Below are 26,593 nucleotides of genomic sequence, written 5' to 3' on the forward strand. Positions count from 1 at the left end.
GGGACGCCTCATTAGTCATTTAAATGACAATGGAGTGTCCCTGTTTTACTTATCCGAAACGACCTGTTATATAATCGTTTGTTCTTTGATGAGTCGGATTAGTGAAGATTGTTTCCGTTTTATCGTATTCAACCACATGACCATTTAAGAAGAAGGCTGTCTTCTCCGATACACGTGCTGCCTGATGCATGTTATGTGTCACGATAACGATACTGTAGTCTTGTTTCAGCTCGGAGATCAGCTCCTCGATCTTCGAGGTTGAGATTGGGTCAAGGGCAGAAGCTGGTTCATCCATCAGAATAACATCTGGTTTAACCGCGACTGTGCGGGCAATACATAGACGCTGCTGCTGGCCGCCGGATAAGGCAAGCGCTGATTTGTGAAGACGGTCCTTCGTTTCTTCCCAGATCGCAGCTTTCCGAAGTGATTGCTCAACAATTTCATCGAGCTGTTTTTTATTTTTTATGCCATGGTAACGTGGTCCAAAAGCGATATTCTCATAAATCGATTTGTGAAATGGGTTAGGACGCTGCCATACCATGCCGATTTTTTTGCGAAGCGCAACGACATCTGTATCCGTGCCGTTAATATTGCGGTCATCAATCAAGATTTCACCAGTAACCTTGCAAGATGGAATGAGATCATTCATTCGGTTCAAGCTTCTTAGGAACGTCGATTTTCCACAGCCGGAAGGTCCGATCAGTGCAGTGACTTCCTTTTCTGCAAAATCAAGCGAGACATCATGTACGGCATGCTTCTCACCATAGTAGACATTTAATTTCTTAGCGGATAAGGCGATTTCTCCCATGTTATTGGACCTCCTAAAAAGAATTACCACCCAAATGCCAAGTCTAGGCCATTTGTGGTGATTCTTGCTTCGTAAGCATCAGCTTATTTGGATGCGGTAAATTTATTGTGCATATAACGTCCAAGCGCTCTAGCGCCTAAGTTGAAGAGTAGTACAGTAATAATAAGTACAGCCGAAGCGCCTGCAGCAATTTGTGTTGCATCCGGTGCTAGACCTTCCGAGTTGACCTTCCAGATATGAACAGCTAATGTCTCAGCCGGACGCATCGGATTAAGTGGTGAGTCAGAGTGCAATGGGTTCCAGTCGGAAAAATCAAGGCGTGGGCTGCTCATGCCGGCGGTGAACAGAAGAGCTGCTGCTTCACCGAAGATCCGGCCTGCTGCCAGAATCGAGCCGGAAAGCACGATTGGCAATGCGATCGGCAATTGTACCGAACGAATCGTTTTCCATTTGGAAATACCAAGCGCAAGGCTGGCTTCTTTCTGCTGAACCGGAACACTGCGGAGACCCTGCTCCGTAATACGGACCATCAGAGGCAGATTGAAGATGGTGAGAGCTAATGCACCTGAGAGTAAGGAGAAGCCAAGGTTAAATTTATTAACGATAACAAGAAGGCCAAACAAACCAACGATAATCGAGGGGAAGGAAGACAATACTTCAACGACGAGACGAATAGCGGAAGTAATTTTGCCAGCCTTAGCGTATTCACTCATATAGATACCTGCACCGATACCAAGCGGTACCGTAATAACCATCGTTAAGACGAGCAGGAACAACGAGTTGAACAGCTGCGGTCCAATACCGCCGCCTTTACGGATGGTTTCCGGTGGAGAGGTAAGGAAATGCCAGCTAATATGACCAAGCCCACGGAACAAAATGTAGCCTAGCAAGCCAATTAAGGCGAGCGCGATCAGGCCAGTTATGAAAACAATAACACCGGTTGCGATTTTATCTGCCGTTTTGGCGCTCATAGCTTTTTCCTTCCTTCCAGCCAGCGTATGATAAAGACGAATACAAAGGTCATCATCATGAGAATTAATGCGAGTGACCATAATGCGTTATTTTGAACCGAACCCATTGCCGTATTGCCCATGCTGAGCGTAATGGCACTCGTAAGGGTAGAAGTTGATTCGAACAAGGAATGAGGGATATGCGGAGCATTGCCGATCACCATCTGTACGGCCAGCGCTTCACCAAATGCCCTTGCAATACCTAGAACGATACCTGTCATCTGCGCAGGAAGCGTAGTTGGCAGAACGATGCGATATATAGTTTGCCAACGGGTAGCACCTAGTGCGTAAGAGCCTTCTTTCAGGCCCGACGGCAGAGAGGCTAGCGCATCCGTTGCTATTGTCGTAATGGTAGGTAAAATCATGAAGGCAAGTACAAGCGAGCCTGCTGCTATTCCGACACCTTGACCGGGGAAAATATCGCGGAACAACGGAACGATAACACTGAGACCAACAAATCCGTATACTACGGATGGAATGCCGGCAAGCAGTTCGATCACGGGCTGCATAAACGTACGGCCGATTTTTGGAGAAAGCTCAACCATAAATACTGCTGCACAAAAACCAAGCGGGGCAGCGATAATAGCTGCAAGAATGGATGTGCTGAACGATCCGAAAATAAATGGCAATGCACCAAACAATGGCGTATCGCTGTCTGGTTTCCATTTTAATCCTGTTAACAAATCTTTTACACTTACGCCGTTTACGATAAAGGTGCTAAGTCCTTTTGAAGCGACGAAGTAAACCATCGAAAAAATGGTGATGATAAGAAACAAGATGCAGATGAATGTATATACTTTGCCAACCCATTCTTCCGCAAGATGCGGCGTGGCTACTTCTCGATCATTAGACTTCTTCATCGTGACCACCCTTTACTTAGTTTACATATAGGCATGAAGTCAAGAGACGAGCTCGCCCGTCTCTTGACTTTGCCTTTATTTATATCTGATCCGTTATTTCGTTACAGCACCTGCAGCATCACGTTTAACTTCCATTTTGCTTGCTGGGATGTAGCCCAATTCTACAACGTCACCGTTCTGAACTTCTTCAGAAACCATGTAGTCGAGGAATGCTTTAGTAGCTGCATCAGGCTCGCCTTTTGTATACATGTGCTCGTAAGCCCATACCGGATAAGTGCCTTTTGCTACGTTATCTTCATTAGCGTCAACGCCTTCGTATTTCAGGGATGTTACCGAATCATCCAGGTAGGACAGAGCCAGGTAACCGATTGCGCCAGGAGTTTCGCTTACGAGTTTCTTAACTGTACCGGAAGCATCCTCTTGGATCGAACCTGCAAGATCTTCTGTTTTCGTACCAAGTGCGAATTTCTCGAATGTTGCGCGAGTACCGGAGCTCGATGGACGGTTAACGATTTGGATTTTCTCGTCTTTGCCGCCAACATCTTTCCAGTTCGTAATTTTACCAGTGAAGATATCAACCAGTTGTTGTTTCGTCAGGTTGTCTACGCCTACGTCTTTATTTGTAACAGCAGCCATTGCTACAACAGCTACTTGATGGTCAACCAGTTCAGCTGCTTTTGCAGCGTCAAGCTTCTCTTCAGCAAATACGTCGGAGTTACCGATTTGTGCTTGGCCTTCGGATACTTGCGTCAAGCCAGTACCACTGCCGCCGCCTTGTACTTGAATCGATACACCGCTGTTTTTGTCCATGAATTCTTTCGATACTTGGTCAACAAGTGGTTGAAGCGCTGTAGAGCCAGATGCCAGAATCGAACCGGACAGATCAGCGGATGCAGTGTTATTTGTTGAAGCATTGTTCGTAGCAGCTGCGTTTCCGTTATTAGCACCGTTATTTGTGTTATTGCCGCATGCTGCGAGCGAGAGCGACAATGTTAGTGCCATAGTGACGATCAGAGACTTTTTCATTTTGAGTAGGTTCCCCTTCCAAACTTTCATATTTGTTTTTTCCTTACAAGAGTCATTGTAGTAGAGCTACGTAAACAGAAAACCCGAATCATGTTAACGCAATGTAAATTTTTTTGAGCGTTGTAAAAATTGCTCCATGGGGATCAAATCCTCTATAGTAGGAATGAAAGTTCCTATTGAAATGAGGGATCTAATAGATGAAGGAATTCCAGTTGAAGCATGTATGGGATCAAGTGGAGGAACGGCAGGATGAATTGCTTGCTTTGCTGGCCGATCTGGTCGCATTTCCGACTGTAAGCCCGCCAGCGCGCAATACGATGCAGGCGCAGCAGTTTATGGAGGAGCAGCTAAGCAGTCTTGGCTTTGAGACTGAACTGTGGGAGGTATATCCGGGTGATCCCAATGTGACGGCTGTTCGTAAAGGAACTAACAATGGGGCTTACCGGAGTCTGCTGCTGAACGGACATATGGATGTTGCAGAAGTAGGCGACAGCTCGGAATGGTCGGTTGATCCGTTTCGCTTATCCGTTCTTGATGGACGAGCTTATGGCCGCGGGACAGCGGATATGAAGGGCGGCCTCGCTGCCATGCTGTTTGCAGTCAAGCTTCTATTAGAAGCAGAAATTGAGCTGAAAGGGGATTTGCTTTTCCAATCCGTTATCGGAGAAGAGGCCGGAGAGGCAGGGACAAGAGCTTGTATGGAGCGGGGCTGTACGGCGGATTTCGCGATTGTGGCGGATACAAGTCATATGGCCGTTCAGGGCCAAGGAGGGGTTATTACCGGCTGGGTGACGGTGCAAAGTCCGGTAACCCATCATGACGCAATGCGTTCCCGCATGATTCATGCAGGAGGCGGACTGCATGGGGCAAGTGCGATTGAGAAGATGGCGAAGCTGATTACCGGGCTTCAGGAGCTCGAACGGCATTGGGCGGTAACGAAGTCGTATCCAGGCTTCCTTCCGGGGTCCAATACCATTAACCCCGCAGTTATTGAAGGGGGACGCCATGCGGCCTTTATTGCGGACCGGTGCTCGTTATGGATAACGGTTCATTTTTACCCGGATGAAGATTATGAATCTGTAGCTGCAGAGATCGAGGAGCATTTGCTGCGTGTAGCGCAAGGTGATCCGTGGCTTCGACATAATCCGCCTGAGTTCCGTTGGGGCGGCAGGTCGATGATCGAGGAGCGGGGAGAAATTTTTCCTTCATTAAAGCTTGATCAGGATGATGATGGGGTTAAGGCATTGTTAACGAATCATGAGAAGGTACTGAAGCGTGAAGCCGAAGTCGGGATGACTCCAACCGTTACGGACGCTGGCTGGATCGGAAGGGCAGGGATTCCAACGGTCATTTACGGCCCCGGGGAACTGGGTAAGGCTCATGCTGTTGACGAAAGCTTGGATATAAGGGAGCTTGTAGATTATACGAAGGTTATGATTGCTTTTATCGCGGATTGGTGCAACCGGGAAAAGGCATAAAAGATGAAATTGAAAGTTTCAGCCATTATAATGAATAGTGATAATAATGAACCAGAGGAGAGATCATAAGATGACTAACATCAATGAGTTTATTGCGGGCTGGAAGAGCCATCGCAACGTATTGCATGACATGCTGGCAGAGGTAACAACAGAGCAATTGTCCTTTAAGCCTTGGGAAAAAGGCATGACGGTCGCGGAGCTTGTCCTACATATTACCGGTGCGATGGAGATGTTCGCAAAAACTGTACAACATGGCGTTTACACGCCAGGCAGCAAGCAGACGTTTGCAAATGCAGAGGAACTGAGAGCTGGTGTAGCTGCAGCTACAGAACAAACAGAAGCGATTCTTCGTTCGCTTACTCCAGAGCAGCTTGCGCAATCGATTGACTTCTTTGGCAATCCGGTTCCGGGCTTTGCTTTGCTCCAAAATGCAAAAGATCATGAGATTCATCATAAAGGTCAACTGTTTACTTATTTGCGTCTGGCAGGCATCGAGAAGCTTCCCTTCTTCGTAAGCCGTGGATAGGACTGTTAAAGTATAGCACTGGACGGTGCAAAGCGCCGAATGATATGATGCTTGAGGGTGATTACACGATGAATAATGAAATGACGAATACGGATAATAATGATAATACGGATAATAATGATAATACGGAAGTATGGGACTCCCTGATGAAGACGATCTTTCAGAAGGGTCTCGCAACTTTAAGACCGTTTTTCCCGAATGTGGAAGGTCTTATTGTAAACGATGAGAAATTCGGTCAAATCTTCATTTACCGCGTGACAAATGATTTCAAGCAGTCGTATGACTGCGGCTTCTTCCTTCGCGAGCTGGCTGAGCAATTCCAGGATGGCGGCCAGGATGCAGGGGAATGGATGGCATCCTTCTTCTATGAGCTGATGAAGACGACGAAGGGCGGCAAGGAACTGCCTGCACCACATGAGAGCGAACAGAAGGAAGAGGAATTTATTGATCATGTTCTGTTCCCACATTGCCTTGGTGCGGTCAGCGAGGAGTTTGCTCCTCTCAGGATAACGGGAAAAAGAGGACTAGATGATAACCATACGCCAGTTCTGGAGCTCGGTTTTGTGGACATTCCTTCGGAGAAATGCGTCTTCCCGATTCACTACCTTTACAAGATGATGCAATTGAACCGCGATCCTTCCGATACCCTTCTAATTGCACTAACCAAGCTTCGTCAGAAGCATGGTGTTAACTAATTATGGTAGTAAAGCCGTCCCTTGAGGCGGCTTTCTTTTGTTGGAAATGGACTAGACTGATTAATTAGTGGAATGATATGATGAATACGGGTGAAGCGAATGAATAACGAGACGACAAACGAAGAAATTAAAGGCAGTCAAGAAGAAGAAGCGAAGCAATTCGCTGAGCTGGTCAATGCGGTCCAGCATAACGGTTTTGTCGCTTTGAGACAGCATTTTGAAGACGTCCAAGGCCAAGTATTAAATCAAGAGCTTTATGGTCCCGTATTTGTTTACAAAGTGAAGGATGAATCGGGCAGCGACTACGTATGCGGTTTCTTCCTTCGTGAGTTAATTGCGAATTTCCAGGCAGGCAACGAAGAAGCAACAGAATGGATGGCTTCATTTTTCTATGAATTAATGAAAGTCGAAGGGGGCAAACCGCTTCCACAACCTCCTGCAAGCGAAGACGATGCCAAAGCATTAATTGATAAGGTATTAATCCCGCACTGCATTAAGGCTGTTGAAGAGGAATTCCCTGAGGAGAAGGTTCATGCAGGACTTGCCTGGAATGAAGAGTTGAAAGGTCCAGTGTTTGAAACGGGCTTCCCAGCTATTTCTGATGGCAATAATGTTTGCGCTTTCTCTCTTCATCTGTTGTATACGCATCTGCTGATCAATCGTGATCCGGCAGAATTGCTCCTGAAAGGTTTGTACAAAATTCGGACAGAGCATGGTATGGATTAAAGAAAAACGGCCTCGTGATGAGGCCGTTTTTTTATTTGATTGTGTTATACTGTATACATAGTAAACAATTATATTCGAGGTCGGGCATGGAGGTAAGTTAGGATGCAAAATGAAGATGAGATTGAGGTTTTAAAAAGCCTGCCTCGCGGAGTGGCGTTAGCATGGGGCCTCGTGAAAGAACCACAAAGAGGACCAAAGCGGGAATTGACGATTGACCAAATCGTTGAGAAGGCAGTCGCTATCGCGGATAACGAAGGTCTTGCTGCAGTATCCATGAGCAAGGTTGCTGCTTCTTTAGGCTTTACGGCAATGTCTCTTTATCGATATGTTGAAAGTAAAGATGATCTATTGCTGCTGATGCAGGAGGCCGTCTGCAAATCCGCTGTGCAAATGAATGGAGACATAACGGATTGGCGTGAAGGCATCCGTCAGTATGTACGTGGATGTATTAAAGTTTTCGTCGAGCATCCATGGTATGGAGAGGTTCCGATTGCAGGTGTACCCGTAACTCCTAATAACCTGCTATATGTGGATTTGGCACTACGTCCGATGCGGGGTTTCCCGCTAAATGACTATGAGAAAATGTCAATGGTCCTGCTGATCAGCAGCTACGCGCGGTCAGTCGGTATGGTGCAAAGGGATATGGTACGGGCGATTAAAGGGGGGGCCACCCCGGGGGCATTCAGCGGTCAAAATTATAGCAAGGCGCTCAAGCTGCTTGTTAAAGCTGAGGATTATCCAGATTTACAACCGATTGTAGCATCAGGTGTCTATACGGAGGAGAATCCAGCGGATAATCCGATTGGTGATGATTTTGATTTTGGACTTGAGCGGATTATGGATGGGATTGAGTATTATCTTGCGTCCAAAGCACAGAAATAAAAAAGACAGCTGCTCGATTGATTTCTGATATGCTCCCCTTTAAGTAGACAGGTTTAAAAAATAAACCGTCTTCTTGAAGGGGAGTTTTTCTTTTGGCAAAAATAAATCAATATAATGCGACGGATAAATTGGGGATTTTGAGTGAGCTTCAAATAGGTGAAGGTACTTGGGAGGAGATTGCCCGAAAATACAACATTAATGTAAGTACACTGGTAAGATGGCGACATCGGTATGAGTTGTATGGGATGGAAGGATTGGAAATACGGTCTCAAAATCGCAAGTATACGCCAGAATTAAAGCTTCAAGCAGTGCAGGACTATCTGTCAGGCAAGTACTCGCAAAATGAACTCATCGACAAATACAAAATAGCAAGCCGAACTCAACTTCAAACATGGGTCAACAAGTATAATAGTCATAGCAGCTTCAAATCGGTTAACAAAGGAGCAATAGCTATGACAAAGGGTCGGTCTACCACATGGCAGGAAAGAAACGAAATCGTTCTTTACTGTATTGCAAATGAGCGCGACTACGGAAAAACAGCAACACAATTTAAAGTTTCCTACAACCAGGTGTACCAATGGGTCAAGAAGTACGAAAATGGCGGGCAGGATGCGCTTCAGGACGGTCGTGGGCGGAACAAGGCTCCTGAGGAACTAACAGAGACTGAGCGCCACAAGCTGGAGCTAAAGAAGCTGGAGTACGAAAACGAACGGCTCAAGGCGGAGATTGCGTTCCTAAAAAAGTTGAGGGAATTGAGAGGAGGGCGAGGCTGAGTCGTCACCGGCAAAGCCATATATATCTGGCCATAAAATACGTACATAACGAGCAGCAGTTTAGCTTGAAACTGCTCTGTGAGATTGCTGGCATCGAGCGGTCCGGCTACTACAAGTGGGTAAACCACAAGCCTAGCACACAGGAGCAAGAAAACGAGCGGCTGATACAAGAAATGCTCGAGCTCCACGCGCAAGTGCGAGGGATCTACGGCTACCGAAGACACACCGTGAAGCTTAGAAGAGACACGGACAAGCCCATTAACCACAAACGGATCCTGCGGCTCATGCGGCTCGCGGGGATTCAGTCTGTGATCCGCAGGAAGAAGAAGTCATACAAGCGTTCCACTCCCCAGCACATCGCCGGGAATCTGCTGAATCGCAAGTTCCATGCTGATTTGCCTAATGAGAAGTGGCTGACAGACGTTACGGAATTCAAGTATGGAAGTGGTCAGAAAGCATATCTCAGCGCCATCCTGGACCTTCATGGCAACACCATTATTTCCAGTGTGCTGGGGCATTCAAACAATAACAATCTTGTATTCAAGACGCTGGACAGAGCGCTGAAGGCTGCGCCCGGCGCTAAGCCCATGCTACATAGCGATCGGGGATTCCAATACACTTCAAAGAAGTTTAAGAGGAAACTGGATAAAGCAAAAATGACCCAGAGCATGTCACGAGTGGGACGGTGTATTGATAATGGACCAATGGAAGCCTTCTGGGGAACCTTGAAATGCGAGATGTATTACTTGAATACATACAGCACGTTTGAAGAACTCAAAAAGGACATTGAATCCTATATCCACTTCTACAACCATGAGCGTTTACAAGCAAAATTAAACGGCCTCAGTCCCGTGGAATTCAGGGCTAAGGCCGCCTAGTTGGTTTTATTTATTTGTAGTGTCTACTTGACGGGGTGCAGTTCATTTCAACGAGCAGCTGTCTTTTTTTAACGGAATTACCGGCGGCCGGCTTTTTTTCGGAAGGAGGATATACTCCATATGAAGGCTACGGCTAGAATGAGCAGGCACCAGCCGACAGCCCACCATGGACTATTATCAAGTGGCGTACCTGTTAGCAGCCCCCGAATTGTTTCGATGACAGGTGTTATCGGCTGATGGTTCGCAACGCCTCGCAGCCATGTAGGCATCGTGTCCGTCGGAACGAAGGCACTGGATAAATAGGGGAGGAACAAGAGGGCAAAGCCATATCCACTTGCTGCGGAGGGACTGCCGGCAACTAATCCGATAGCCGCGAAGAGCCAAGTGAAGGTAAGAATGAACAACGTAATAACAGCAATGGCAAGGATCCAGTCCACCAGGCTTCCTGTTGGCCGGAAACCGACCAGCAAAGCAACACCTAAGACAACTCCTGTGGCGAATAAATTACGGATAAGACTTGCAACAACGTGGCCGGTTACAACACTAAGACTTGCAATGGGCATTGTCCGAAATCGGTCGATAATACCGTTGGTCATATCATTAGATACATCTACGGCTGTACTTGAAGAACCAAATCCTGCGCATAATAAAATAATGCCGGGAACGACGTAATTGACATAGTCACCGCTTGAATCGATAGCTCCTCCAAATACATAAGTAAAGAGCAGCATAAGCATAACAGGAAGCATGATGGCCATAAGCAGCGCCTCTGTATTACGCAGGCTGTGACGGATGCTTCGGCCAATAAAAACAAGGTTCGTAACAGCAAGTGATGCCGGCTTAACCGGCTTGTTAGTTGTGATCATGCGTGCATAGTCTCCTTTGCATTAGAAGTAAAGGCAACAAATACATCGTCCATACTTGGTCTGCGAATATTGACACGCGTTCCAACTGGCACCGAGCGGACCAGTTCATTTAAGGTACGGCTGATATCCTCAATGCTGCCGCTCGTCGGGATGGTATGAATGACCTCATCATCGGCATTCAGCAATTCAATAACTTCACCACCGACATGTGACTTCAGCTCTTCCGAGCTTCCGACCGCAACGATCCGCCCACCGTTAATAACTCCAATTCTGTCTGCAAGCTGATCCGCTTCTTCTAAATATTGTGTAGTAAGGAAGACTGTCATGCCATTCTTGGCAAGCTGCTTAATAATCTCCCATAAGGCGCGCCGGCTAATGGTATCGAGTCCAGTAGTCGGTTCATCCAGGAAAATAACAGGGCGGCTGACAACAAGGCTTATCGCAAGATCGAGTCTTCGCCGCATACCTCCGGAATAGGTTTTTACCTTTTTCTTAGCTGCGTCCACAAGATCAAATGCCTTGAGAAGCTCAACCGTACGCTGCCGGGACTCTGCAGTTGTTAGGCCAGAAAGCCTGCCGATCATGATTAAATTCTCTTCCGCAGATAAGACTTCGTCGACGGCGGCGAATTGACCAGTAAGGCTAATGGTTTGTTTCACCTGATCCTGCTGCGTTAGGACATCGTACCCGCCTACACGGACCTTTCCTTCATCCGGCGTAATTAAGGTAGATAAAATATGAATAAGGGTTGTTTTTCCAGCACCGTTTGGACCAAGCAGGGCAAAGACGGTTCCGGCTGGTACCGAAAGGTTGATACCATTAAGCACAATCTGCTTGCCAAAGTTCTTTCGCAAATTGGATACTTCAATCGCCATTTGATTCACAAGATTCCTCATTTCTGTGTATGGTGTACACTGATTATTATATAAACAGTATATGACATAAACAATAATAGACGCAACGACTTTTTTTACATATCTGCATACAATTTTTATGGGACATGGTTAATTTAATGTATGATGGGCTTGCTCGAATAATTGAAGCGATAGATAATATCCTGCTTTTTATAAATGATGCGTTTCAGAATAACCGGATTGGTGTAATAGATAATACGAGATCGAAAATGGTTTCGAATATAACTGCTGAATAAAGGAGAGATATCTATGCCAAAGGAAAACTCAGGTAACGGAATGCTTGTAGGTACAATTGTCGGGACTGCTGTAGGTGCGGTTGGGGCACTGCTGCTTGCTCCAAAATCAGGTGAGAAGCTGAGGGAGGATATCTCGAATAAATTCCAAGCCTTCAGCCAAAGGACACAGGATCTTGCTTCCACAGCCCGCGATAAAACGAAGGATGTATTATCCGGTGTGAAGGAAGAAACCTCGGATTTGGCTAATCACGCGAGAAAATCCAATGAGCATGTGATGGATGCTTTAAGCTCTGCAAAAGATGATATGAAAGATAAGCTCAGATCTTCCACCAATTAGATTGTTATCATAAGAAAGAGCTGTCCTGCGGGACAGCTTTTTTCTGTGTGTTGAAAAATGAAAAAAGGGTGTTTGGAATGTAGCGGATTACCTCGTTGATTCAAGGAATCCCCGAGCAATGGCGATTGGAAGAACATTTTAATGCGTAGTTTGTTGTTGAACTCAATAAAAACCCATCGTCATTTTCATGACTTATGGGATACCCCTTTGTCTGTGTGTGTATTATAGAAAAAGAAAAACACCTGTCTCATTATTGAGACAGGCGTTAGATCAGCCTCCTTCGCTTTGCGGCGGTTGAAACAGCTGCCTTAGCTTATCGAGGGCTCTCTTTTGGAATCGGGAAACGCTCATTTGTGATACTCCAAGCTGATCTGCAATTTCACGCTGGGATTGTCCATGCTGGTATACGAGGAGAAGCACCTTGCGCTCCTCCTCCTTCAGCTGTTCCAAGGCTTCATTCAAAGCCATTCGATTATCGACATGGCGGTATTCATCCGTTTGATCGCTGATGACATCTCCAATGGTGGCACTGTCAGCTTCACTCGAGAGAGGAGTATCAAGGGAAACATACTGATATGATTCCCTTGAAGATAACACTTCGATCGTTTCCTCTATCGTTAATCCCAGATGCTCCGCAATTTCATCCATCTTAGGTGAACGCTCAAGCTTAGTTGTTAGTTCATCAATGGTCTTCTGAACGAGCAAGCCTTTTTCTTTCATGTTACGAGGTACTTGTATATACCAAGATTTGTCGCGCAAATAGTTTTTAAGCTGACCGATGACGCTTTTCATGGCATAACCTTCGAAAGGTATACCTTTGTCGCTGTCAAATTGCTTAAATAACCGCAGCATCGACATTTGACCAACCTGGAATAGATCTTCATATAAATCAGGGCGGTTCCGTGATATTTTGGATACGGCCATACGAACAAGTGGTTCATAATGCTGCAACAATGCCGTTGCGGCATCATTGCAGCTCATTTCTTTATATCGCTGAAGCAGCTCTGCTGCTTGCTCTTGATTTAGGAAGGATGAATGTGATTTCATGCCATCTCCTCTTTCCTACCAAGTCGCTTGGTGAGACGCACCTCTGTACCCATCTCTGAGCGGACCTCCACATTGTCCATCAAAGCCTGCATCAGAAATAGGCCGAGTCCTCCCACATTTGCATCGCTTAATGGTTTGTGATGCAGGGAAGCATTGGCAATAAGGGTTGGTTCAAACAGAAAGCTGTTGCCAGAATCTTTCACCCGGATTTGAAGGAAGTCCTGCTCCATTTCAAATACGATTTCCATAATGCCGAAATCGTTGCCGTTGTAAGCATGAAGCACAACGTTGCTGCATGCTTCTGTAACGGCTACTTTCATATCTTCAATTGCCTCGTAGGAAAAGCCTTCTTTGGCAGCTAACCCTGATAAGGTCAGCCTTACGACATCGATATATTCGGCTTTTGCGGGAATGGTTAAGCTTACCCATGGTTTCATCATTATCCTCTTTCCTCTCTGCTAATCCTATTATAACTTAATTATTCTTGAGCTTTCGCCAAATTCTTATGGAAGACATAATACCGTCTGTTACTGCGCTGATCTTTTTGGTTTTGTGCGAATGGACGGATTCGGAATCGTATACCTCATGCTGCTCCTTGCCTTTTATGGTTGTAACCAAGCTGGCAGCGGATTCCTTCATGACGTGTGTGAAGCTATGCACAGCTTGTCCGACGTCATTGACGGTTGCGAACAGGACATCCAGCGATCTTAGTTTTGTGCGAACATCAAGTGTCATTTCATTCGTGTTATGAATCATTTCTTTAACATCAACTGAAATTTGCGAGACATCGCTTCTTAATTCACCAACGGTTAATCGAACTTCTTCCAAGGCGGCTTTTAGTACTTTCATCGTCTGAATGAGGAAGTACATGAGAACGACAATAGCAACGGTAATGACAATAATACTGATCTGAATGTAGAGATCCATGGAATTCACATCCTCTTTTGTTTCATAAATACCCTGAATTTATAGCATTGAAACAGCAGTCTGAGTGAAGAGATAATGGTATACTTAATAGAAGAGAAAAGAAGAGAAGGAGAATTGATATGCTTCGAGCGTTTAAATTTAATATCCGAAGCAAGATTGTAATCGGGTATTTCCTAATTCTCATCTGCCTAGGAGTTTCAATTGTGACGGTTACGGACCGTATTGAAGCACTGCAAAACGAAGTGGAGACAATTACGACCCGGGATGTCGAAATTCATAATTTGATTGCTTCCATTCAATATGATGCAATCAGTATGGAGACTGCCCAGCGCGGTTTTCTGCTGACTGGAGATGAGAGTTATCTAGCACCTTACAATAAAGGGGTATCCCAGTGGGAAGCTAATTACAACAGTTTATATGCCTATATTTCTGATAATCCCAGCACGAAGAAGGAGCTTGAAGAAATTAAGGTCACGATTCAGGATTGGATCATCAAGGCAGGAGAGCCTACGATTGCGATGAAAAAGCAAGGTATGGAAGATGATATTATTGCCTTTTTCCAAAATGATGTCGGCAAACAGCAGATGGATGACCTGCGTACGAAGTTTGACGCTATCGGTAATCAAGAGGTGCAATCCACGAAGCTGCACATTATTGATTTGGAAAATAAGAACAGATTACTCACCATCGGCATTTACGTTTTGCTGCTGATTGCATCAATTATTTCGTTTATGATCGTTTCTTTTGTTTCACGCTCTATTGTGAAGACAATTAAACAGGTTGTCAGCACGATTACGGAAATTGCTTCATCCGGCGGTAGTCTTGCAACAAGAATTCATGTGAATACCAAAGATGAAATCAAAGAGCTTGGTGATGCAACTAATCAGTTATTAGCAAGCCTTGAGGCACAAAGCTGGATTCAATCCAATGTGGCAGAAATGGCTACTATGACGCAAGGTATAAACAATATTGAATTGTTGGCACAATCCTTCCTTACGAAGGTAGCTCCGATGGTGAATGCCACATATGGGGTATTTTATATTCGCAGAGGGACGGGGGATCAGCAGCGACTGGAGAAATTAGCCTCTTATGCGGGCTCCGGAGAGGAGACTGGTAAAGTCTCTATTCGGTTTGGAGAAGGGCTGGTTGGTCAATGTGCGCTGGAAAAACGAGTGTTCCTTATTAATCAGCCGAAGGAGCAAGCACCTCTTATTACCACAGGGCTTGTAGATTTCGAGCCACGCAGTGTCCTCATGGTGCCGATTGAATATGAAGACCGGTTAGAAGCAGTCATCGAGTTTGCTTCCTTAGAATCATTCACTTCATTGCATTTGAAGCTGTTGGAGGAGATTGAAAAAGATTTCGGGATTGCCGTCAACAATGTAGCAGGCCGAATGGAAGTAGAGCGGCTGCTTAGTGAATCGCAGGTGCTGACGGAAGAACTCCAAATGCAGCAAGAGGAAATGCGGATGACTACCGAACATCTCGAGGAGCAGTATTTGATCGCTGAGCAGAAAACAAAGGAACTGGAGAAAGCTAAAGAAGAGCTGGAGGATTATTCCGAACAATTGCAGAAAAGCTCGCAATACAAAACGAATTTTCTTGCGAATATGTCTCATGAGCTTCGCACGCCGCTTAACAGCATTCTAATTTTGTCTCAACTGCTCGCTGAGAATGAGAACCAAACTTTAAATGAGGACGAAGCAGGTTTTGCAAAAGTTATTCATACGTCCGGTACGGATCTATTGAAGCTGATTGACGATATTCTCGATCTGTCGAAGATAGAAGCTGGGAAAGTGATTCTTACCGTAGACGAGGTTAATCTGACCGAGATCCCAGAACTCATGAAGCTGACGTTTAACCCAATAGCGGAGAAAAAGGATATTGCGTTTGTTATAGAGATGGATGCGAATCTGCCGAATGTTTGGTATACGGATGGGCAGAGATTGCAGCAGATTCTAAAAAATCTGTTGTCCAATGCTTTCAAGTTTACGGATAAAGGCTCCGTTCAATTGCGGTTTGAGCATACTAGTCAAGACATGCTGGCCATATCGGTAACCGATACAGGAATTGGCATACCGAAGGATAAGCAAAAGCTGATCTTTGAGGCCTTCCAACAGGTTGACGGCAATACAAATCGGCTATATGGCGGAACAGGGCTAGGTTTATCCATCTGCAGTGAATTTGTGAAGCTGCTAGGCGGCTCGATTGAGCTGAACAGTACAATAGATAAAGGAAGCTGCTTCACGGTATATTTGCCGCAGCTTAGTCAAGAGAAGCTTGATTCTATTCTTCTTGCACAGCAAGAAGCAGCTGCGGCCGCGGAGCTGATGGCTGCTGAATCTGAAGTTCTTGAACAAGAAATGATACAGCAGATTACGGAGAATGCCAGAACTTCCGAGTTTGCCGGTAAAAAAGTGCTGCTGGTAGAAGATGATGCTCGTAATGTGTTCGCTCTTGTGCATGCGCTTGAGAGCAAGAACATGCAAGTGACCGTGGCTGGAAACGGCAAGCGATGTCTGGAGATTTTACGCAGTGAAAGTGATTTTGACCTTGTACTGATGGATATTATGATGCCGCTTATGGACGGCTATGAGACGATGAGAGAGATGCGTAAGGATTCGCAGCTGCAATCGCTGCCGATTATTGCACTAACTGCGAAAGCGATGAAGGCTGACCGTGATAAATGCCTGGAAGCAGGGGCTTCCGACTATATAAGCAAGCCGTTACAGATGGACCAGCTGTTCTCATTGATGCGGGTATGGTTGACGAAGCAGGTGGGGAATTAATGGATCATGATGCATTGGATATGTCGACGGATGAACTTCCGGTCAGTGAATGGGAAAGTATTGAGATAGAGTTGTTAATTGAAGGGTTATATCGTGCGTATGGCCAAGATTTTCGCCATTATTTACGCTCCTCGATTCGCCGTCGTATCCGAAACAGGATGTGTATGGATGGTGTTGCTACAGTAACCGAGTTGCTTGGGAAGGTGCTTCATGAGCCTGATTATGTGAATAAGCTGGTGAATGACTTCTCCATTAAGGTAACGGAGATGTTCCGTGATCCAAGCTTCTTCCATGCTTTTCGCGAAAAGGCTGTTCCAATGCTTAGGAAGCTGCCGGAGATTCGAATATGGCATGCTGGCTGTTCGACAGGCGAAGAGGTTTATTCCATGGCGATCTTACTACATGAGGAAGACCTCTTGGATAAAGCCAGAATATACGCAACTGATATGAGTGAGTGGGCTATTGATCAGGCGAAGTCAGGGAAATTTCCTCTGAAGCGGATGCAGGCTTTTACGAAAAATTATTTGCATGCCGGCGGTTCAAAGGAATTTTCAGGTTATTATTCGACGGACAGTGATTATGCGATCTTCAATAGCTCTTTGGCGGATCAAATGATATTCGCGCAGCATAATTTGGCTACGGACAGTACCTTTAACGAATTTCATGTGATCTTATGCCGTAATGTGATGATCTACTTTGACCCTGAGCTGCAAAATCGTGTCCATAAGTTGTTCCATGACAGTTTATCGGCAGACGGCATTCTGGCTTTGGGCAGCATGGAATACCTCATTGCTCCTTGGAAGCAGCATTATGAGGAGCTAGCGGACGGCGAACGTCTTTTTAAGAAAAAAGCTTTAGAAAGATAGTAAAAATACAAGGTCCTGCCTATTGTCGATGACAGTAAGGCAGGATTTTGCTATTCTAATGAATGATTGCCATTTAATGTTTTGTGTTTTATTCTGGAAAATGCTTGCATATAGAGTTGTTAATGAAAAAAGCAAAAGGCCAGCGAGTATTCGCCGGCCTTTTGTTATTGACTGATATATTTGGTCATGATGACTTCCGTTCCGCTGTCCGTGGATTGAACCGTTACTTCATCCATAAGAGCCTCCATTAAATAGATGCCCAGCCCGCCAACAGGAAGTTCGCTAATCTCGATACCTTGAAGAGGTGGAGTATTCTCATCAGCTATGCTTTCGGAATGCTCGAATGGTTCTCCTTCATTTTTCACAATGACGGTCATACCAGCCTCAGAGGGTTGAAAGCAAACATCAATTAAGCTGCCTCCATCATCCTGAGTGCGGCCATGAAGCACCGCATTGGTACAAGCTTCTGAGACGGCTACTTTCATATCCTCAATGTCCTCATAGGAGAAGGACAGCTTAGATGCAATACCATAAAGACATACTCTGACGATCTCGATATAGTCGGCATGGGAAGGGATTTGTAATCTTATCATGTTTGTTGTTCTGTCCCTTCCGTTAAATATCCGGAAATGCCAGTTAGATCAAATAATCGTTGAATGGTAGGCGGGATTTCCTGCACGGATAAAGAGGCGTTAATCCCGTCACGGTATTTCAGTACGGATACAATAATACCTATTCCTGTACTGTCGATATATTTTAAGTCTCTAAGATTCAGCACCAAAGCGCGATCTGTACGCTCCATAACAGGCTCCAAAGCGGCTCTTAACTGAGTTACGACCGATAGGTCAAGTTCACCGCTAAGGGATAAAATATAGCTGTCGTTTGTTTCTGTTTGTTCGATCTGAAAATGCTGCTGCTTCATTAGATTCACTCCGATCATAATTTTAGGTTATACAGAAGATATGTGGTAATAAGCGATGGAATCGAGCGTTCCTGTATCATAGTCAATGAACAGCTTCAGCACGTTCTCCTGTCGTTGATAGACAATCCCATCATCTGCCTTATAATCAGGCTCGCCAAGCGTCTTAATTAACGCTTCAATCGAAACCGGGATTTCTTGGTCATCAATCCAAATGGTGTTTGCGCTGCCGCTCACCTTAATTTCCTCCATGATGCCATCGGAGAAGACGATGTTCATATTTGGATATTCATAAGTCTCAAATTCCGTAAACAGCGTATCTTTGGAAACCTGTACAGGATCGCCGAGCAAACGCTGTACTGTTGTTTTATCATCATAAAGTGATAGTCCGTTTACGGATTCCAGCTTGATCGCTGATTCTGATAAGTCATAGTCAGCATGCGAGACGGTGGTTAATCCAGTCTCTGTTGAATCGGTTTGCAGTTCTTGTACGTGATGAGGCTGAGATGTATATGCAAGTGGTACTACGCCAAGGAGGATCCCTCCTACAAGATAACAAAGAACAAATGTATTCTTCATGCGCTATCCCTCCAACCTTTATCATTGGCCATGTTATTGATTACCCATTAAGGCAATGATTGAAACAAGGAAGGAGAAATTTTATTTGGTGTGAAGGGTGACAAGACAGATATCGTCCTTCTGAATGCAGTTGTTAGTTGGAAGAATGGAGGCTACTAGATCACTTGGTTCCAGCTGTTGTTCGTTTCTCATGAGGTCAATTAACGTAAGGCTGGATATTTCCTGGCCATTCGCCATACCATCCGTTAACCCGTCCGTATACAGAGTGATTGCAGCATCTTGCTCATAATAAAGCTTGCCTTTGCTGACTTTCAGCTTATTAAATAAGCCGATAGCACTGCAGCATGGTTCGAGTAAGGCGGGCTTACCATCGAGGAAAGCAATACCTGGCGGGTGGCCGGCATTTACGTACTCGATCGTTTTTTCCTCTACATCAAGCACCAAGTAAATGGCAGTAAAATAGTAGTTCATTAATTCATCTTGCATATGTAATTGATTCATATAGCGGTTAAGCTCATGCATCACCTGCTCCATATCGGAAATACGAGTAATCGTATCACGCAGCACGGAAGAAATGTACATGCAAACAAGGGAAGATGAAATGCCATGACCCATCATATCGAGTAAAATGATGCCGTAACGATGCTTATCAATCCGATACCAGTTATAAAAATCGCCGGCAAGCTCGGAGGAGGGCTGGTAAGCCGCATTGATTCGAATGTTCTCGTCATCAATGGCTGTGCTAAGCACACTAAGCTGTACTTGCTTGGCTAGTTCCAAATTGTAACGCATGTTCTCGTCCCGTTCTTTATGACGATCGATTTCTTGCTTTAGTCTCAAGGCAGAACGGATACGGGCAAGAAGCTCCATACGGTTGATCGGCTTCATTACATAGTCACTGGCTCCGGCGTCAAGCGCTTCAGCCATTTTGTTGGAATCGCCAACGGCTGTTACAAAGATGACTGGAATATCTTTATAACGTTGGTCCTGCAGCACCGTTTTGCATGCTTCGATGCCGTCAATATCAGGCATCATCAGATCCATTAGAATTAACTCAACATCTGTATCCGAAGACGGTGCTGAGTCGCCAATACCAAGCATATCGTACAGCTCGACAGCAGAAGACGCCGTCAGTAAGTTTCGGTAGCCGGCTTTATTTAGTATAGTTTGCACAATTAACTGATTGGTCGTGTTATCGTCAACAATGATGATACTCATCCTAAGCGCTCCTTTCGTCAGCAGCTTCTTTTACTATACCATAGATCAAAGACCTACCCGTACGGATAGGTCTTCGTTTGTTAGGTGCTATGGAATAGGATGATTGCTATTTAAATCCGATATTCTGGGTAGTAATAGACGGAGGAGTCAAATTCATCATCTTTATATTCCTTGCCGCCCCAGGCGATGACCAGGATTTTATCCCTGTCCATCTGTTCTTCCAGATGTTCGGCATATTGTTTCGAAATCCCAAGCGATCTCATCTTAGCGCGAAGCTCATCGCCTGTGGAACGGAAGATGTTAGCAATAGCTGTTCCGACTCCTTCGGCGGAGACCCCGATTTGCTCGGCATCAGTTCTGTTAGCAATGCGTGCTGTACGGTCTTTATCGTGAGTTAGTACAAAGATGTTCTCTCTCTCGTAGCCGTCACGTTGGAAACGATGAACCTGTTCCTGTACTTCCAGCATGTTTTTAACCGTGTGTACTCTTGTCGTCATGGTTTGAGTTGTCATTTGTAATTCCTCCTCGATTTTTAATTAATAGTTTGTAATGTGGTTATGCTCGTCTTCGTCCTCCAAAAATAAGAGATGCAATGAAGAGAACAATGAAGACTACGAATAGAATTTTCGCTATGCCGGCAAGCGCTGATGCGATACCAAGAAATCCAAATATACCGGCTAAGATTGCGAAGATAAAAAATACTAAAGCCCATCCTAACATCGGAATCACCTTTCTTTCAGTTGGCTTGTTTATTTGTTTGCTTGTCTTGCTTGATAGATACTTAACCAGCATGCACGGAGATGAAACAGTTTTATATGCAAAAAGTCTAATTTACTAGGAAAAGAAATTTTTCTTCATTAATATAATAAGTAATAAAAGGGATAAGCTAAAAAGTTATCAAATATGTTCAGAATTATCTGATAAATTGTGTTTCATCGGTTCGATGGCTGGTTAAGTAATAACATGATAGCAATTCCAAATCGAAAAGGATGTGGGATCGATGGAGAAGCATAAAGTACATGTTAACGGCATCGATATGGTATATGAAGAATGTGGTCAAGAAAATGAAAAAACGATTATTCTGATTCACGGTTTTTGCGGCTCCTCCCATTACTGGCATAATGTTTGTCCACTATTGACTGACCATTATCGTATAATCATGCCGCAGCTGCGGGGTCATGGCGAGACATCGGTACCAGACAATATATATACAATGGAAGCGATGGCAGATGATATAAATGGATTAGTAGAAAAGCTGGGAATAGATAAAACAGTTGTGTTTGGCCATTCCCTTGGCGGCTATGTCACATTGGCATTTGCGGATAAATATCCAGACAAGCTGTCCGGTTTTGGTCTTATTCATTCTACTGCTCTCCCGGATACGGAAGAAATGAAGCGGAAAAGGTATCAGGATATTTCCTTCATTATGAAGGATGGAATCGAGCCGTATGTGCACGATCTGATTCCAAAGCTGTTTAAGGAGTCGAAGCGTGAGGATATGCCGGATGAAGTTGAGCGGGTTAAGGAGGCAGGTTTAAGGATGTCTGCCAAAGGAGCTATTCATACGCTGGAAGGCATGATGATGCGGCCGGACCGAAGTGCGATGCTGCATGAAGCAACTTTCCCGGTTCTACTAGTAGCTGGTGCGGATGATGAAGTGATCTCACCAGATGATACATTCTCTGTCAATGAGAGGCAGATGCCAAAGTCGACTTATGATTACCCGCATATTCAGGAAAATACATTTGAAGGCGTCGCTCATATGAGTCTTGTGGAAGCACCTGAGCAGCTGGCCAGGGTCATTGCCAACTACTTAAGAACCCTTGGTGAAAAGGAGCCGGTAAGGGTATTGTAAAATAGTAATGAGCTAATAATGCCCGAGTGGAGTAAATCCATTCGGGCATTATTTTTTTAAGAGGATGCAATTATAGGGTTCAAGCAGTATGATTAAAGCGTATAGCAAGAAAAGTAGGTGAAGAGATGACCGAAATAAGTGAAGCCCGTTGTCCAATCTGCAAGGAAGAGAATAATTGTGGTAATCTGGCTCGACTACCGGCGGGAGCATGCTGGTGCAGCAAGGAAACCTTTCCACAGGCGGTCTTTGAACGGATACCGCCTGAACTAGCAGGTAAGGCATGTGTATGCCAAGCCTGTCTTTATAAGTTGAAGCACGAATCGATAGAAGAGTCCGGGGGAAACAAGTGATGAGACCGATTATTCAATCAGAAGTAGAAGAGCTGCTTCGGGTTTTCATTGGCGAAGACATTTACGTCCATAGCGAGGCAACCTCTTATGTATTTGTACGCAATTTCAAGGTGAAGCTGTCGCAGGCCTTTGTAGCAGGAGACGGTCCGTACCGGGTGGCTTTCCGATTTGATCAAATTGGCTGGCTGCGTATGGAAGCACTCACGCATTATGAGCTTGACGAAGAAAGCCGTCTATTACTTGCCGGGTACGATGACAGAGGGCGGATGAATGTCGCTTTACATATCGGAAAGGAGCCGTTTGCCGAATGAGCTCAGAAACAAGAAAGCTTCTTGCTGTATTTGCTCATCCCGATGATGAGTCTTTTATTTGTGGGGGTACCTTGGCTAAGTATGCAAGTGCTGGAGTTGAGATCACGCTTGTCAGCGCAACAAGGGGTGAGATGGGACGGAGAATGGGCAATCCGCCCTATTTAAACCGTGAGACGATGGCGGCGGCACGTGAGCTGGAGCTGCGCGAAGCCTGCGAGCGCCTCGGCATTCAACATCTTCATTTCTTCAATATCCGTGATAAAACCGTTGAATTTGCCGATCCTGATCAATTAGCTGATCGTATTGCAGGCTTGATTAGAGAAGTAGATCCTGATGTTATTCTGACCTTCCATGAACAGTGGGGCGGGCATCCCGATCATTGTGCGATCGGCAAAGCGACGATCGAAGCTTTGGATCGTACGGAGCTTGAGAAAGCTTTGTACTTCATTTCATTCGGAGATGCAATGGAATACCCTGAAGTGTATGGATACTTCAAAAAGGACATTGCCAAAATCAACGTCAGCGGGCAGAAGAAAGCGAAGCTTGCAGCGTTCCGAGCACATCGCTGTCAGACGGAGATTGATGAGTGGGTGTGGCTGTCAGATCAGCAGGCGATGAGGCGTTTAGGGAACTATGAATATTTTATAAAAGGAAATGAAGAAGCGCTAAAACGCGACCACGATGATCTGTTCTAGCGCCTCTACATCAACCTATTTTACGAATTCGCCTAAAGCCGCGGCAGCGAGATTCTGAATCACAGCATTGTCCATCGGAGGGTTATGTAATCCAGCCCGGACATCTCGGTAATAGCGCTCGAGCGGCAGCTGCCGGGATAAGCTGGTGCCGCCAACAATCCGCATGGCGATATCTACCACTTTTATGGCATTATTCGTTACGACATATTTGGCAAGGCCGAGGTCCGCTTTCAAAGCGGGCCTTTCTATTTCCTGATCCCAGCGGTCGGCGATCGAATAGAGCATCGTATGAGCGGTTCGAAGCTCAACTTCCATCTCACCAATCGAGTGTTGAACAGATGGGATAGCAGAGATGGGTTTCTCCATATTGTTTGGCCGGTACCTGTTTGCAAACTCTAAGGCAAAATCTCTTGCAGCTAATGCGATTCCCAAATAGCAGGCTGGAATATGCAGCAGCCAGCCGCCTCCGTCATCTGTTCCTTGGCTGATAAGCCGGTTAGCAGCAGGGACAAATACTTGATCAAGTACAACATCATGGCTTCCGGTAGCACGCATGCCAAGCGTATCCCAGGTTTCAATGAGCTTTATTTGCTCCCCGCGTGTGACTAGGAAATCACTGGCACAGTCTTCAGTAGGGATATAAGCCGTTACAACAAAACGGTCGAGGATCGGCGACAACGTACTAAAGGTTTTGCGTCCAGAAATGAGCCACCCGCCATCAACCGCAACTGCTGTTGTCTCGGGTTTGCCTCCCCGGCTTGGACTGCCTGAAGCAGCTTCGCTGGCGAAGGTGTTAATCATTGCGCCTTCATTCACAATAGCCTTACATAATTCTGCGAAAATAGGCTTCGGCCATTTTTGCGTCGTCCGAAGATGAAGAATCTGTCCCATATGCCAGCCAACAGCCAAAGCTGTTGATCCGTCACCATAAGCAAGCCGTTCCTGCAGCGTTACGAGGTCATAGAGAGAAATTTCATCCCCGCCATAAGCTTTAGGGACTGTTAATTTCAAGTATCCCGCCTCACGCAAATCCGCGAAGTTATCGAAGGGGAAAGAGCCTTCACGATCATGCGTTGACGCTCTCTCCGCAAAACAAGCCGCTAATTTATCCATTTCCGTAACCCGGGTTCTTTGTTCCTCACTGCGAATATATTGATCTACCCATCTAGTCATCCGATTCCACTCCTCTCTTCCTTATTATATCAATTAGAGGGAATAGGAATCTATTAGCATTCCATGCTTATATGGGCATTGGAAGCAAATTCGAACAAGCCTTTGTCCGTTATCTTAAGCTCTGGAATAACCGGGAGCGCCAGGAACGATAAAGTTAGAAAAGGATTAAAGGTATCAAGGGCGCCAATCTCGCGAAGTGCTGCATATAGACCGAGCATCTGCTCATTTACTTCGCTGTAGCTTTGTTCGGACAGGAGACCACAGACAGGCAATGGTAAGGAAGCCAGCACCTCGCCATCGGCAACTACCGCTAAGCCGCCGTTCATCGTAACGACATGCTCAATTGCTAAAAGCATATCTTCATCCGTAACCCCGGCACAAATGATGTTATGCGAGTCATGGGCAACAGACGAAACAATGGCGCCTTTGCGAAATTGGAGCCCTTTTACGATGCCAAGTCCAATATTACCTGTTGCATGATGGCGCTCCACTACAGCAAGTTTTAACTGATCCTGCTTTGTTGATGTTACAAAAAGCTGTTCATGATCTCTCTCTACCGCTTCCTTCAAATGACGGGTTACCAAAGAATTTGGAATGATCCCAATGACATTGGCAAACTCGGACTGAAGAGGGAGGTGGAGAGCATTTGGCTGAAGCGGTTTTATCCCGTTTCGAAGCGAAGTAACGTTCTGATTGCTGATAGAAGCAGGTGTCAGAGAGGGAAAAGCTTCTTCATCAAGTTTGCCATTCGCATAGACTCTTACCCCTTGCTTGAATACTTGATTAATGACCAGCTGCTGCAAATCATCAAGAATGACAAGATCGGCTTTATAACCAGGTGCAATTGCGCCTTGATCACGAAGGCCAAAGCATTCTGCCGTATTAATAGTAGCCATCTGAACAGCAGTTATTGGGTCAAGACCTTTACTAATAGCCAGACGGATGCTGTAATCGACACTACCTTCAGTAAGGAGATCATCAATTAACTTGTCATCGGTTACGAATAGGCATCTCCGGCTGTTCCTCGTCGTCACGACAGGAAGGATGGCTTCCAGATCCTTCGCGACAGTTCCTTCACGTATCATCAAATACATACCTAAGTCCAGACGGTGTTTGGCTTCTTCAGCATTAATGCATTCATGGTCTGTACGAATGCCTGCTGTCATATACAGATTTAATTGCTCGCGTGTTATGCCGGCCGCATGTCCGTCGATATGGGCTTGATGATCAATAGCATCAGACAATTTATTGATTAGACTAGGGCTGCCTGAAGCTAGGGCTGGAAAATCCATCACCTCGGCTAGTCCCAGCACTTTAGGGTGCTGGTAGAAAGGTTGAAGATCCGCAGCTTCCAGCTGTGCGCCGCTTGTTTCAAACGGAGTTGCCGGGACGCAGGACGGCAGATTGACATAGATGTCGAGTGGCAGCCCTTCCGACTGGTCAAGCATATATTGAATACCAACACTGCCCATCACATTGGCGATTTCATGCGGATCGGTTACGACTGCTGTTACTCCATGCTGCAGAACAACTTTGGCAAATTCCCGAGGAGCAAGCATCGAGCTTTCAATATGCACATGTCCGTCAATTAAGCCGGGAATGATCCATTGACCCGTTGCGTCAACGATTGTTGCACCATCCGTATACTCGCCAATCCCCGCAATAACACCATCAACAATCGCGATATCGCCTGTCATAATCTCACCTGTAAATACATTAACGATGCTGCCATTTTGGATGATAACATCCGCGGCGCCGCGCTTGCTCGCAACCTCGATGCGCTTCTTAAGCCGTTCATTTGTTTTCATGTTTCTAGTCTTCTCCTTTTTTCCAAAAAATAAAAAAACTC

Annotated in this window: 30 protein-coding genes; 13 read left to right on the forward strand and 17 right to left on the reverse strand. The window is 45.5% G+C overall.

What is annotated here, in order from left to right:
• Nucleotides 1-49 precede the first annotated feature (49 nt).
• The 4 genes from pstB to FHS17_RS18090 all read right to left on the reverse strand — a co-directional run bounded on the left by pstB (nt 50) and on the right by FHS17_RS18090 (nt 3,704).
• Entirely contained in the window at nt 50-808 is a 759-nt protein-coding gene (gene pstB, locus FHS17_RS18075; RefSeq protein WP_167279822.1) for a phosphate ABC transporter ATP-binding protein PstB, read from the reverse strand.
• Between the two features lie 83 nt (nt 809-891).
• Entirely contained in the window at nt 892-1,779 is an 888-nt protein-coding gene (gene pstA / locus FHS17_RS18080; RefSeq protein WP_167279823.1) for a phosphate ABC transporter permease PstA, read from the reverse strand.
• Complete coding sequence (gene pstC, locus FHS17_RS18085; protein ID WP_167279824.1) at nt 1,776-2,678, reverse strand: phosphate ABC transporter permease subunit PstC; 903 nt, start codon at nt 2,676-2,678, stop codon at nt 1,776-1,778. The genes pstA and pstC overlap by 4 nt, the downstream gene beginning before the upstream one ends.
• A 93-nt stretch (nt 2,679-2,771) precedes the next feature.
• On the reverse strand, nt 2,772-3,704 hold the full coding sequence (locus FHS17_RS18090) for a phosphate ABC transporter substrate-binding protein (RefSeq protein ID WP_167279825.1): 933 nt from the start codon (nt 3,702-3,704) through the stop codon (nt 2,772-2,774).
• Between the two features lie 197 nt (nt 3,705-3,901).
• Between FHS17_RS18090 and FHS17_RS18095 the strand changes: the two genes are divergently transcribed.
• The 6 genes from FHS17_RS18095 to FHS17_RS31250 all read left to right on the forward strand — a co-directional run bounded on the left by FHS17_RS18095 (nt 3,902) and on the right by FHS17_RS31250 (nt 9,662).
• Nucleotides 3,902-5,182, forward strand: coding sequence for an acetylornithine deacetylase (locus FHS17_RS18095; RefSeq protein ID WP_167279826.1), 1,281 nt, complete (start codon nt 3,902-3,904; stop codon nt 5,180-5,182).
• 70 nt (nt 5,183-5,252) lie between these two features.
• A complete protein-coding gene (locus FHS17_RS18100; RefSeq protein WP_167279827.1) occupies nt 5,253-5,708 on the forward strand; it encodes a DinB family protein in 456 nt (151 codons plus the stop codon).
• A 68-nt stretch (nt 5,709-5,776) separates the two neighbouring features.
• The gene (locus tag FHS17_RS18105) at nt 5,777-6,403 is read left to right on the forward strand and encodes a hypothetical protein (RefSeq protein WP_167279828.1); all 627 of its coding nucleotides are present in this window, start codon (nt 5,777-5,779) and stop codon (nt 6,401-6,403) included.
• Between the two features lie 99 nt (nt 6,404-6,502).
• Entirely contained in the window at nt 6,503-7,129 is a 627-nt protein-coding gene (locus tag FHS17_RS18110) for a hypothetical protein (protein ID WP_167279829.1), read from the forward strand.
• Between the two features lie 102 nt (nt 7,130-7,231).
• The gene (locus FHS17_RS18115) at nt 7,232-8,011 is read left to right on the forward strand and encodes a TetR/AcrR family transcriptional regulator (RefSeq protein WP_167279830.1); all 780 of its coding nucleotides are present in this window, start codon (nt 7,232-7,234) and stop codon (nt 8,009-8,011) included.
• 92 nt (nt 8,012-8,103) lie between these two features.
• Nucleotides 8,104-9,662, forward strand: a protein-coding gene (locus FHS17_RS31250; protein ID WP_415639872.1) for an IS3 family transposase whose coding sequence is annotated in 2 segments (ribosomal slippage) — nt 8,104-8,770 and nt 8,770-9,662 — 1,560 coding nt in all. Because the reading frame shifts where the segments join, the coding sequence is not laid out codon by codon here.
• 77 nt (nt 9,663-9,739) lie between these two features.
• Here FHS17_RS31250 and FHS17_RS18130 read toward each other — a convergent pair.
• Together FHS17_RS18130 and FHS17_RS18135 are read right to left on the reverse strand one after the other, a co-directional pair.
• Nucleotides 9,740-10,528, reverse strand: coding sequence for an ABC transporter permease (locus FHS17_RS18130; RefSeq protein ID WP_167279832.1), 789 nt, complete (start codon nt 10,526-10,528; stop codon nt 9,740-9,742).
• Nucleotides 10,525-11,412, reverse strand: coding sequence for an ATP-binding cassette domain-containing protein (locus tag FHS17_RS18135; protein WP_167279833.1), 888 nt, complete (start codon nt 11,410-11,412; stop codon nt 10,525-10,527). Before FHS17_RS18135 ends, FHS17_RS18130 begins: the two co-directional genes overlap by 4 nt.
• Nucleotides 11,413-11,691: 279 nt before the next feature.
• Here FHS17_RS18135 and FHS17_RS18140 point away from each other — a divergent pair, with 279 nt between their 5' ends.
• Nucleotides 11,692-12,015 (forward strand): YtxH domain-containing protein, encoded by a 324-nt coding sequence (locus FHS17_RS18140; RefSeq protein WP_167279834.1) that lies wholly within the window; start codon nt 11,692-11,694, stop codon nt 12,013-12,015.
• A 270-nt stretch (nt 12,016-12,285) separates the two neighbouring features.
• Here FHS17_RS18140 and FHS17_RS18145 read toward each other — a convergent pair whose 3' ends face one another.
• The 3 genes from FHS17_RS18145 to FHS17_RS18155 are packed head-to-tail and all read right to left on the reverse strand — an operon-like array spanning nt 12,286 to nt 13,989.
• Nucleotides 12,286-13,062 (reverse strand): sigma-70 family RNA polymerase sigma factor, encoded by a 777-nt coding sequence (locus FHS17_RS18145; protein WP_167279835.1) that lies wholly within the window; start codon nt 13,060-13,062, stop codon nt 12,286-12,288.
• A complete protein-coding gene (rsbW, locus tag FHS17_RS18150; protein WP_167280070.1) occupies nt 13,059-13,499 on the reverse strand; it encodes an anti-sigma B factor RsbW in 441 nt (146 codons plus the stop codon). The genes FHS17_RS18145 and rsbW (FHS17_RS18150) overlap by 4 nt, the downstream gene beginning before the upstream one ends.
• Nucleotides 13,500-13,536: 37 nt before the next feature.
• Complete coding sequence (locus FHS17_RS18155) at nt 13,537-13,989, reverse strand: DUF948 domain-containing protein (protein ID WP_167279836.1); 453 nt, start codon at nt 13,987-13,989, stop codon at nt 13,537-13,539.
• A gap of 119 nt (nt 13,990-14,108) precedes the next feature.
• Here FHS17_RS18155 and FHS17_RS18160 point away from each other — a divergent pair, with 119 nt between their 5' ends.
• Both FHS17_RS18160 and FHS17_RS18165 read left to right on the forward strand, forming a co-directional pair.
• On the forward strand, nt 14,109-16,778 hold the full coding sequence (locus FHS17_RS18160) for a CHASE3 domain-containing protein (protein WP_167279837.1): 2,670 nt from the start codon (nt 14,109-14,111) through the stop codon (nt 16,776-16,778).
• Complete coding sequence (locus FHS17_RS18165; protein ID WP_167279838.1) at nt 16,778-17,644, forward strand: CheR family methyltransferase; 867 nt, start codon at nt 16,778-16,780, stop codon at nt 17,642-17,644. Before FHS17_RS18160 ends, FHS17_RS18165 begins: the two co-directional genes overlap by 1 nt.
• 164 nt (nt 17,645-17,808) lie before the next feature.
• Here FHS17_RS18165 and rsbW (FHS17_RS18170) read toward each other — a convergent pair whose 3' ends face one another.
• The 6 genes from rsbW (FHS17_RS18170) to FHS17_RS18195 form a co-directional block, all read right to left on the reverse strand.
• The gene (gene rsbW, locus FHS17_RS18170; RefSeq protein WP_167279839.1) at nt 17,809-18,237 is read right to left on the reverse strand and encodes an anti-sigma B factor RsbW; all 429 of its coding nucleotides are present in this window, start codon (nt 18,235-18,237) and stop codon (nt 17,809-17,811) included.
• Nucleotides 18,234-18,566 (reverse strand): STAS domain-containing protein, encoded by a 333-nt coding sequence (locus tag FHS17_RS18175; RefSeq protein ID WP_167279840.1) that lies wholly within the window; start codon nt 18,564-18,566, stop codon nt 18,234-18,236. The genes rsbW (FHS17_RS18170) and FHS17_RS18175 overlap by 4 nt, the downstream gene beginning before the upstream one ends.
• 27 nt (nt 18,567-18,593) lie before the next feature.
• Nucleotides 18,594-19,142 (reverse strand): hypothetical protein, encoded by a 549-nt coding sequence (locus FHS17_RS18180; RefSeq protein WP_167279841.1) that lies wholly within the window; start codon nt 19,140-19,142, stop codon nt 18,594-18,596.
• Between the two features lie 81 nt (nt 19,143-19,223).
• A complete protein-coding gene (locus tag FHS17_RS18185; RefSeq protein WP_167279842.1) occupies nt 19,224-20,360 on the reverse strand; it encodes a PP2C family protein-serine/threonine phosphatase in 1,137 nt (378 codons plus the stop codon).
• Between the two features lie 110 nt (nt 20,361-20,470).
• Entirely contained in the window at nt 20,471-20,872 is a 402-nt protein-coding gene (locus tag FHS17_RS18190) for a YflT domain-containing protein (RefSeq protein ID WP_167279843.1), read from the reverse strand.
• Nucleotides 20,873-20,915: 43 nt separating this feature from the next.
• Entirely contained in the window at nt 20,916-21,152 is a 237-nt protein-coding gene (locus FHS17_RS18195) for a DUF1328 domain-containing protein (RefSeq protein WP_462931746.1), read from the reverse strand.
• A gap of 208 nt (nt 21,153-21,360) precedes the next feature.
• Between FHS17_RS18195 and FHS17_RS18200 the strand changes: the two genes are divergently transcribed.
• From FHS17_RS18200 to FHS17_RS18215, 4 genes are all read left to right on the forward strand, one after another.
• Entirely contained in the window at nt 21,361-22,215 is an 855-nt protein-coding gene (locus tag FHS17_RS18200) for an alpha/beta fold hydrolase (RefSeq protein ID WP_167279845.1), read from the forward strand.
• A 125-nt stretch (nt 22,216-22,340) separates the two neighbouring features.
• Nucleotides 22,341-22,565 (forward strand): cysteine-rich CWC family protein, encoded by a 225-nt coding sequence (locus FHS17_RS18205; protein ID WP_208420446.1) that lies wholly within the window; start codon nt 22,341-22,343, stop codon nt 22,563-22,565.
• The gene (locus tag FHS17_RS18210) at nt 22,565-22,876 is read left to right on the forward strand and encodes a DUF1806 family protein (RefSeq protein ID WP_167279846.1); all 312 of its coding nucleotides are present in this window, start codon (nt 22,565-22,567) and stop codon (nt 22,874-22,876) included. The genes FHS17_RS18205 and FHS17_RS18210 overlap by 1 nt, the downstream gene beginning before the upstream one ends.
• Complete coding sequence (locus tag FHS17_RS18215; RefSeq protein WP_167279847.1) at nt 22,873-23,571, forward strand: PIG-L family deacetylase; 699 nt, start codon at nt 22,873-22,875, stop codon at nt 23,569-23,571. Before FHS17_RS18210 ends, FHS17_RS18215 begins: the two co-directional genes overlap by 4 nt.
• A 15-nt stretch (nt 23,572-23,586) precedes the next feature.
• Here the strand turns inward: FHS17_RS18215 and FHS17_RS18220 are convergent, their stop codons facing one another.
• Nucleotides 23,587-24,744, reverse strand: a complete 1,158-nt coding sequence (locus tag FHS17_RS18220; protein ID WP_167279848.1) for an acyl-CoA dehydrogenase family protein — start codon at nt 24,742-24,744, stop codon at nt 23,587-23,589.
• Between the two features lie 53 nt (nt 24,745-24,797).
• Nucleotides 24,798-26,552, reverse strand: a complete 1,755-nt coding sequence (gene ade, locus FHS17_RS18225) for an adenine deaminase (protein WP_167279849.1) — start codon at nt 26,550-26,552, stop codon at nt 24,798-24,800.
• Nucleotides 26,553-26,593: the final 41 nt, after the last annotated feature.

This window comes from Paenibacillus lupini (assembly GCF_011761355.1).
GTDB lineage: Bacteria > Bacillota > Bacilli > Paenibacillales > Paenibacillaceae > Pristimantibacillus > Pristimantibacillus lupini.

Coding starts and splice junctions, on each gene's coding strand:
- rsbW (WP_167280070.1), bottom strand. CDS start 13,499: ATGAAACCATGGGTAAGCTTAACCATTCCCGCAAAAGCCGAATATATC.
- FHS17_RS18195 (WP_462931746.1), bottom strand. CDS start 21,152: ATGCTGGTTAAGTATCTATCAAGCAAGACAAGCAAACAAATAAACAAG.
- FHS17_RS18090 (WP_167279825.1), bottom strand. CDS start 3,704: ATGAAAAAGTCTCTGATCGTCACTATGGCACTAACATTGTCGCTCTCG.
- FHS17_RS18215 (WP_167279847.1), top strand. CDS start 22,873: ATGAGCTCAGAAACAAGAAAGCTTCTTGCTGTATTTGCTCATCCCGAT.
- FHS17_RS18160 (WP_167279837.1), top strand. CDS start 14,109: ATGCTTCGAGCGTTTAAATTTAATATCCGAAGCAAGATTGTAATCGGG.
- rsbW (WP_167279839.1), bottom strand. CDS start 18,237: ATGATAAGATTACAAATCCCTTCCCATGCCGACTATATCGAGATCGTC.
- FHS17_RS18185 (WP_167279842.1), bottom strand. CDS start 20,360: ATGAGTATCATCATTGTTGACGATAACACGACCAATCAGTTAATTGTG.
- pstC (WP_167279824.1), bottom strand. CDS start 2,678: ATGAAGAAGTCTAATGATCGAGAAGTAGCCACGCCGCATCTTGCGGAA.
- FHS17_RS18175 (WP_167279840.1), bottom strand. CDS start 18,566: ATGAAGCAGCAGCATTTTCAGATCGAACAAACAGAAACAAACGACAGC.
- pstB (WP_167279822.1), bottom strand. CDS start 808: ATGGGAGAAATCGCCTTATCCGCTAAGAAATTAAATGTCTACTATGGT.
- FHS17_RS18130 (WP_167279832.1), bottom strand. CDS start 10,528: ATGATCACAACTAACAAGCCGGTTAAGCCGGCATCACTTGCTGTTACG.
- FHS17_RS18165 (WP_167279838.1), top strand. CDS start 16,778: ATGGATCATGATGCATTGGATATGTCGACGGATGAACTTCCGGTCAGT.
- FHS17_RS18220 (WP_167279848.1), bottom strand. CDS start 24,744: ATGACTAGATGGGTAGATCAATATATTCGCAGTGAGGAACAAAGAACC.
- FHS17_RS18155 (WP_167279836.1), bottom strand. CDS start 13,989: ATGGATCTCTACATTCAGATCAGTATTATTGTCATTACCGTTGCTATT.
- FHS17_RS18200 (WP_167279845.1), top strand. CDS start 21,361: ATGGAGAAGCATAAAGTACATGTTAACGGCATCGATATGGTATATGAA.
- FHS17_RS18140 (WP_167279834.1), top strand. CDS start 11,692: ATGCCAAAGGAAAACTCAGGTAACGGAATGCTTGTAGGTACAATTGTC.
- FHS17_RS18180 (WP_167279841.1), bottom strand. CDS start 19,142: ATGAAGAATACATTTGTTCTTTGTTATCTTGTAGGAGGGATCCTCCTT.
- FHS17_RS18105 (WP_167279828.1), top strand. CDS start 5,777: ATGAATAATGAAATGACGAATACGGATAATAATGATAATACGGATAAT.
- ade (WP_167279849.1), bottom strand. CDS start 26,552: ATGAAAACAAATGAACGGCTTAAGAAGCGCATCGAGGTTGCGAGCAAG.
- FHS17_RS18095 (WP_167279826.1), top strand. CDS start 3,902: ATGAAGGAATTCCAGTTGAAGCATGTATGGGATCAAGTGGAGGAACGG.
- FHS17_RS18205 (WP_208420446.1), top strand. CDS start 22,341: ATGACCGAAATAAGTGAAGCCCGTTGTCCAATCTGCAAGGAAGAGAAT.
- FHS17_RS18145 (WP_167279835.1), bottom strand. CDS start 13,062: ATGAAATCACATTCATCCTTCCTAAATCAAGAGCAAGCAGCAGAGCTG.
- pstA (WP_167279823.1), bottom strand. CDS start 1,779: ATGAGCGCCAAAACGGCAGATAAAATCGCAACCGGTGTTATTGTTTTC.
- FHS17_RS18115 (WP_167279830.1), top strand. CDS start 7,232: ATGCAAAATGAAGATGAGATTGAGGTTTTAAAAAGCCTGCCTCGCGGA.
- FHS17_RS18100 (WP_167279827.1), top strand. CDS start 5,253: ATGACTAACATCAATGAGTTTATTGCGGGCTGGAAGAGCCATCGCAAC.
- FHS17_RS18210 (WP_167279846.1), top strand. CDS start 22,565: ATGAGACCGATTATTCAATCAGAAGTAGAAGAGCTGCTTCGGGTTTTC.
- FHS17_RS18110 (WP_167279829.1), top strand. CDS start 6,503: ATGAATAACGAGACGACAAACGAAGAAATTAAAGGCAGTCAAGAAGAA.
- FHS17_RS18190 (WP_167279843.1), bottom strand. CDS start 20,872: ATGACAACTCAAACCATGACGACAAGAGTACACACGGTTAAAAACATG.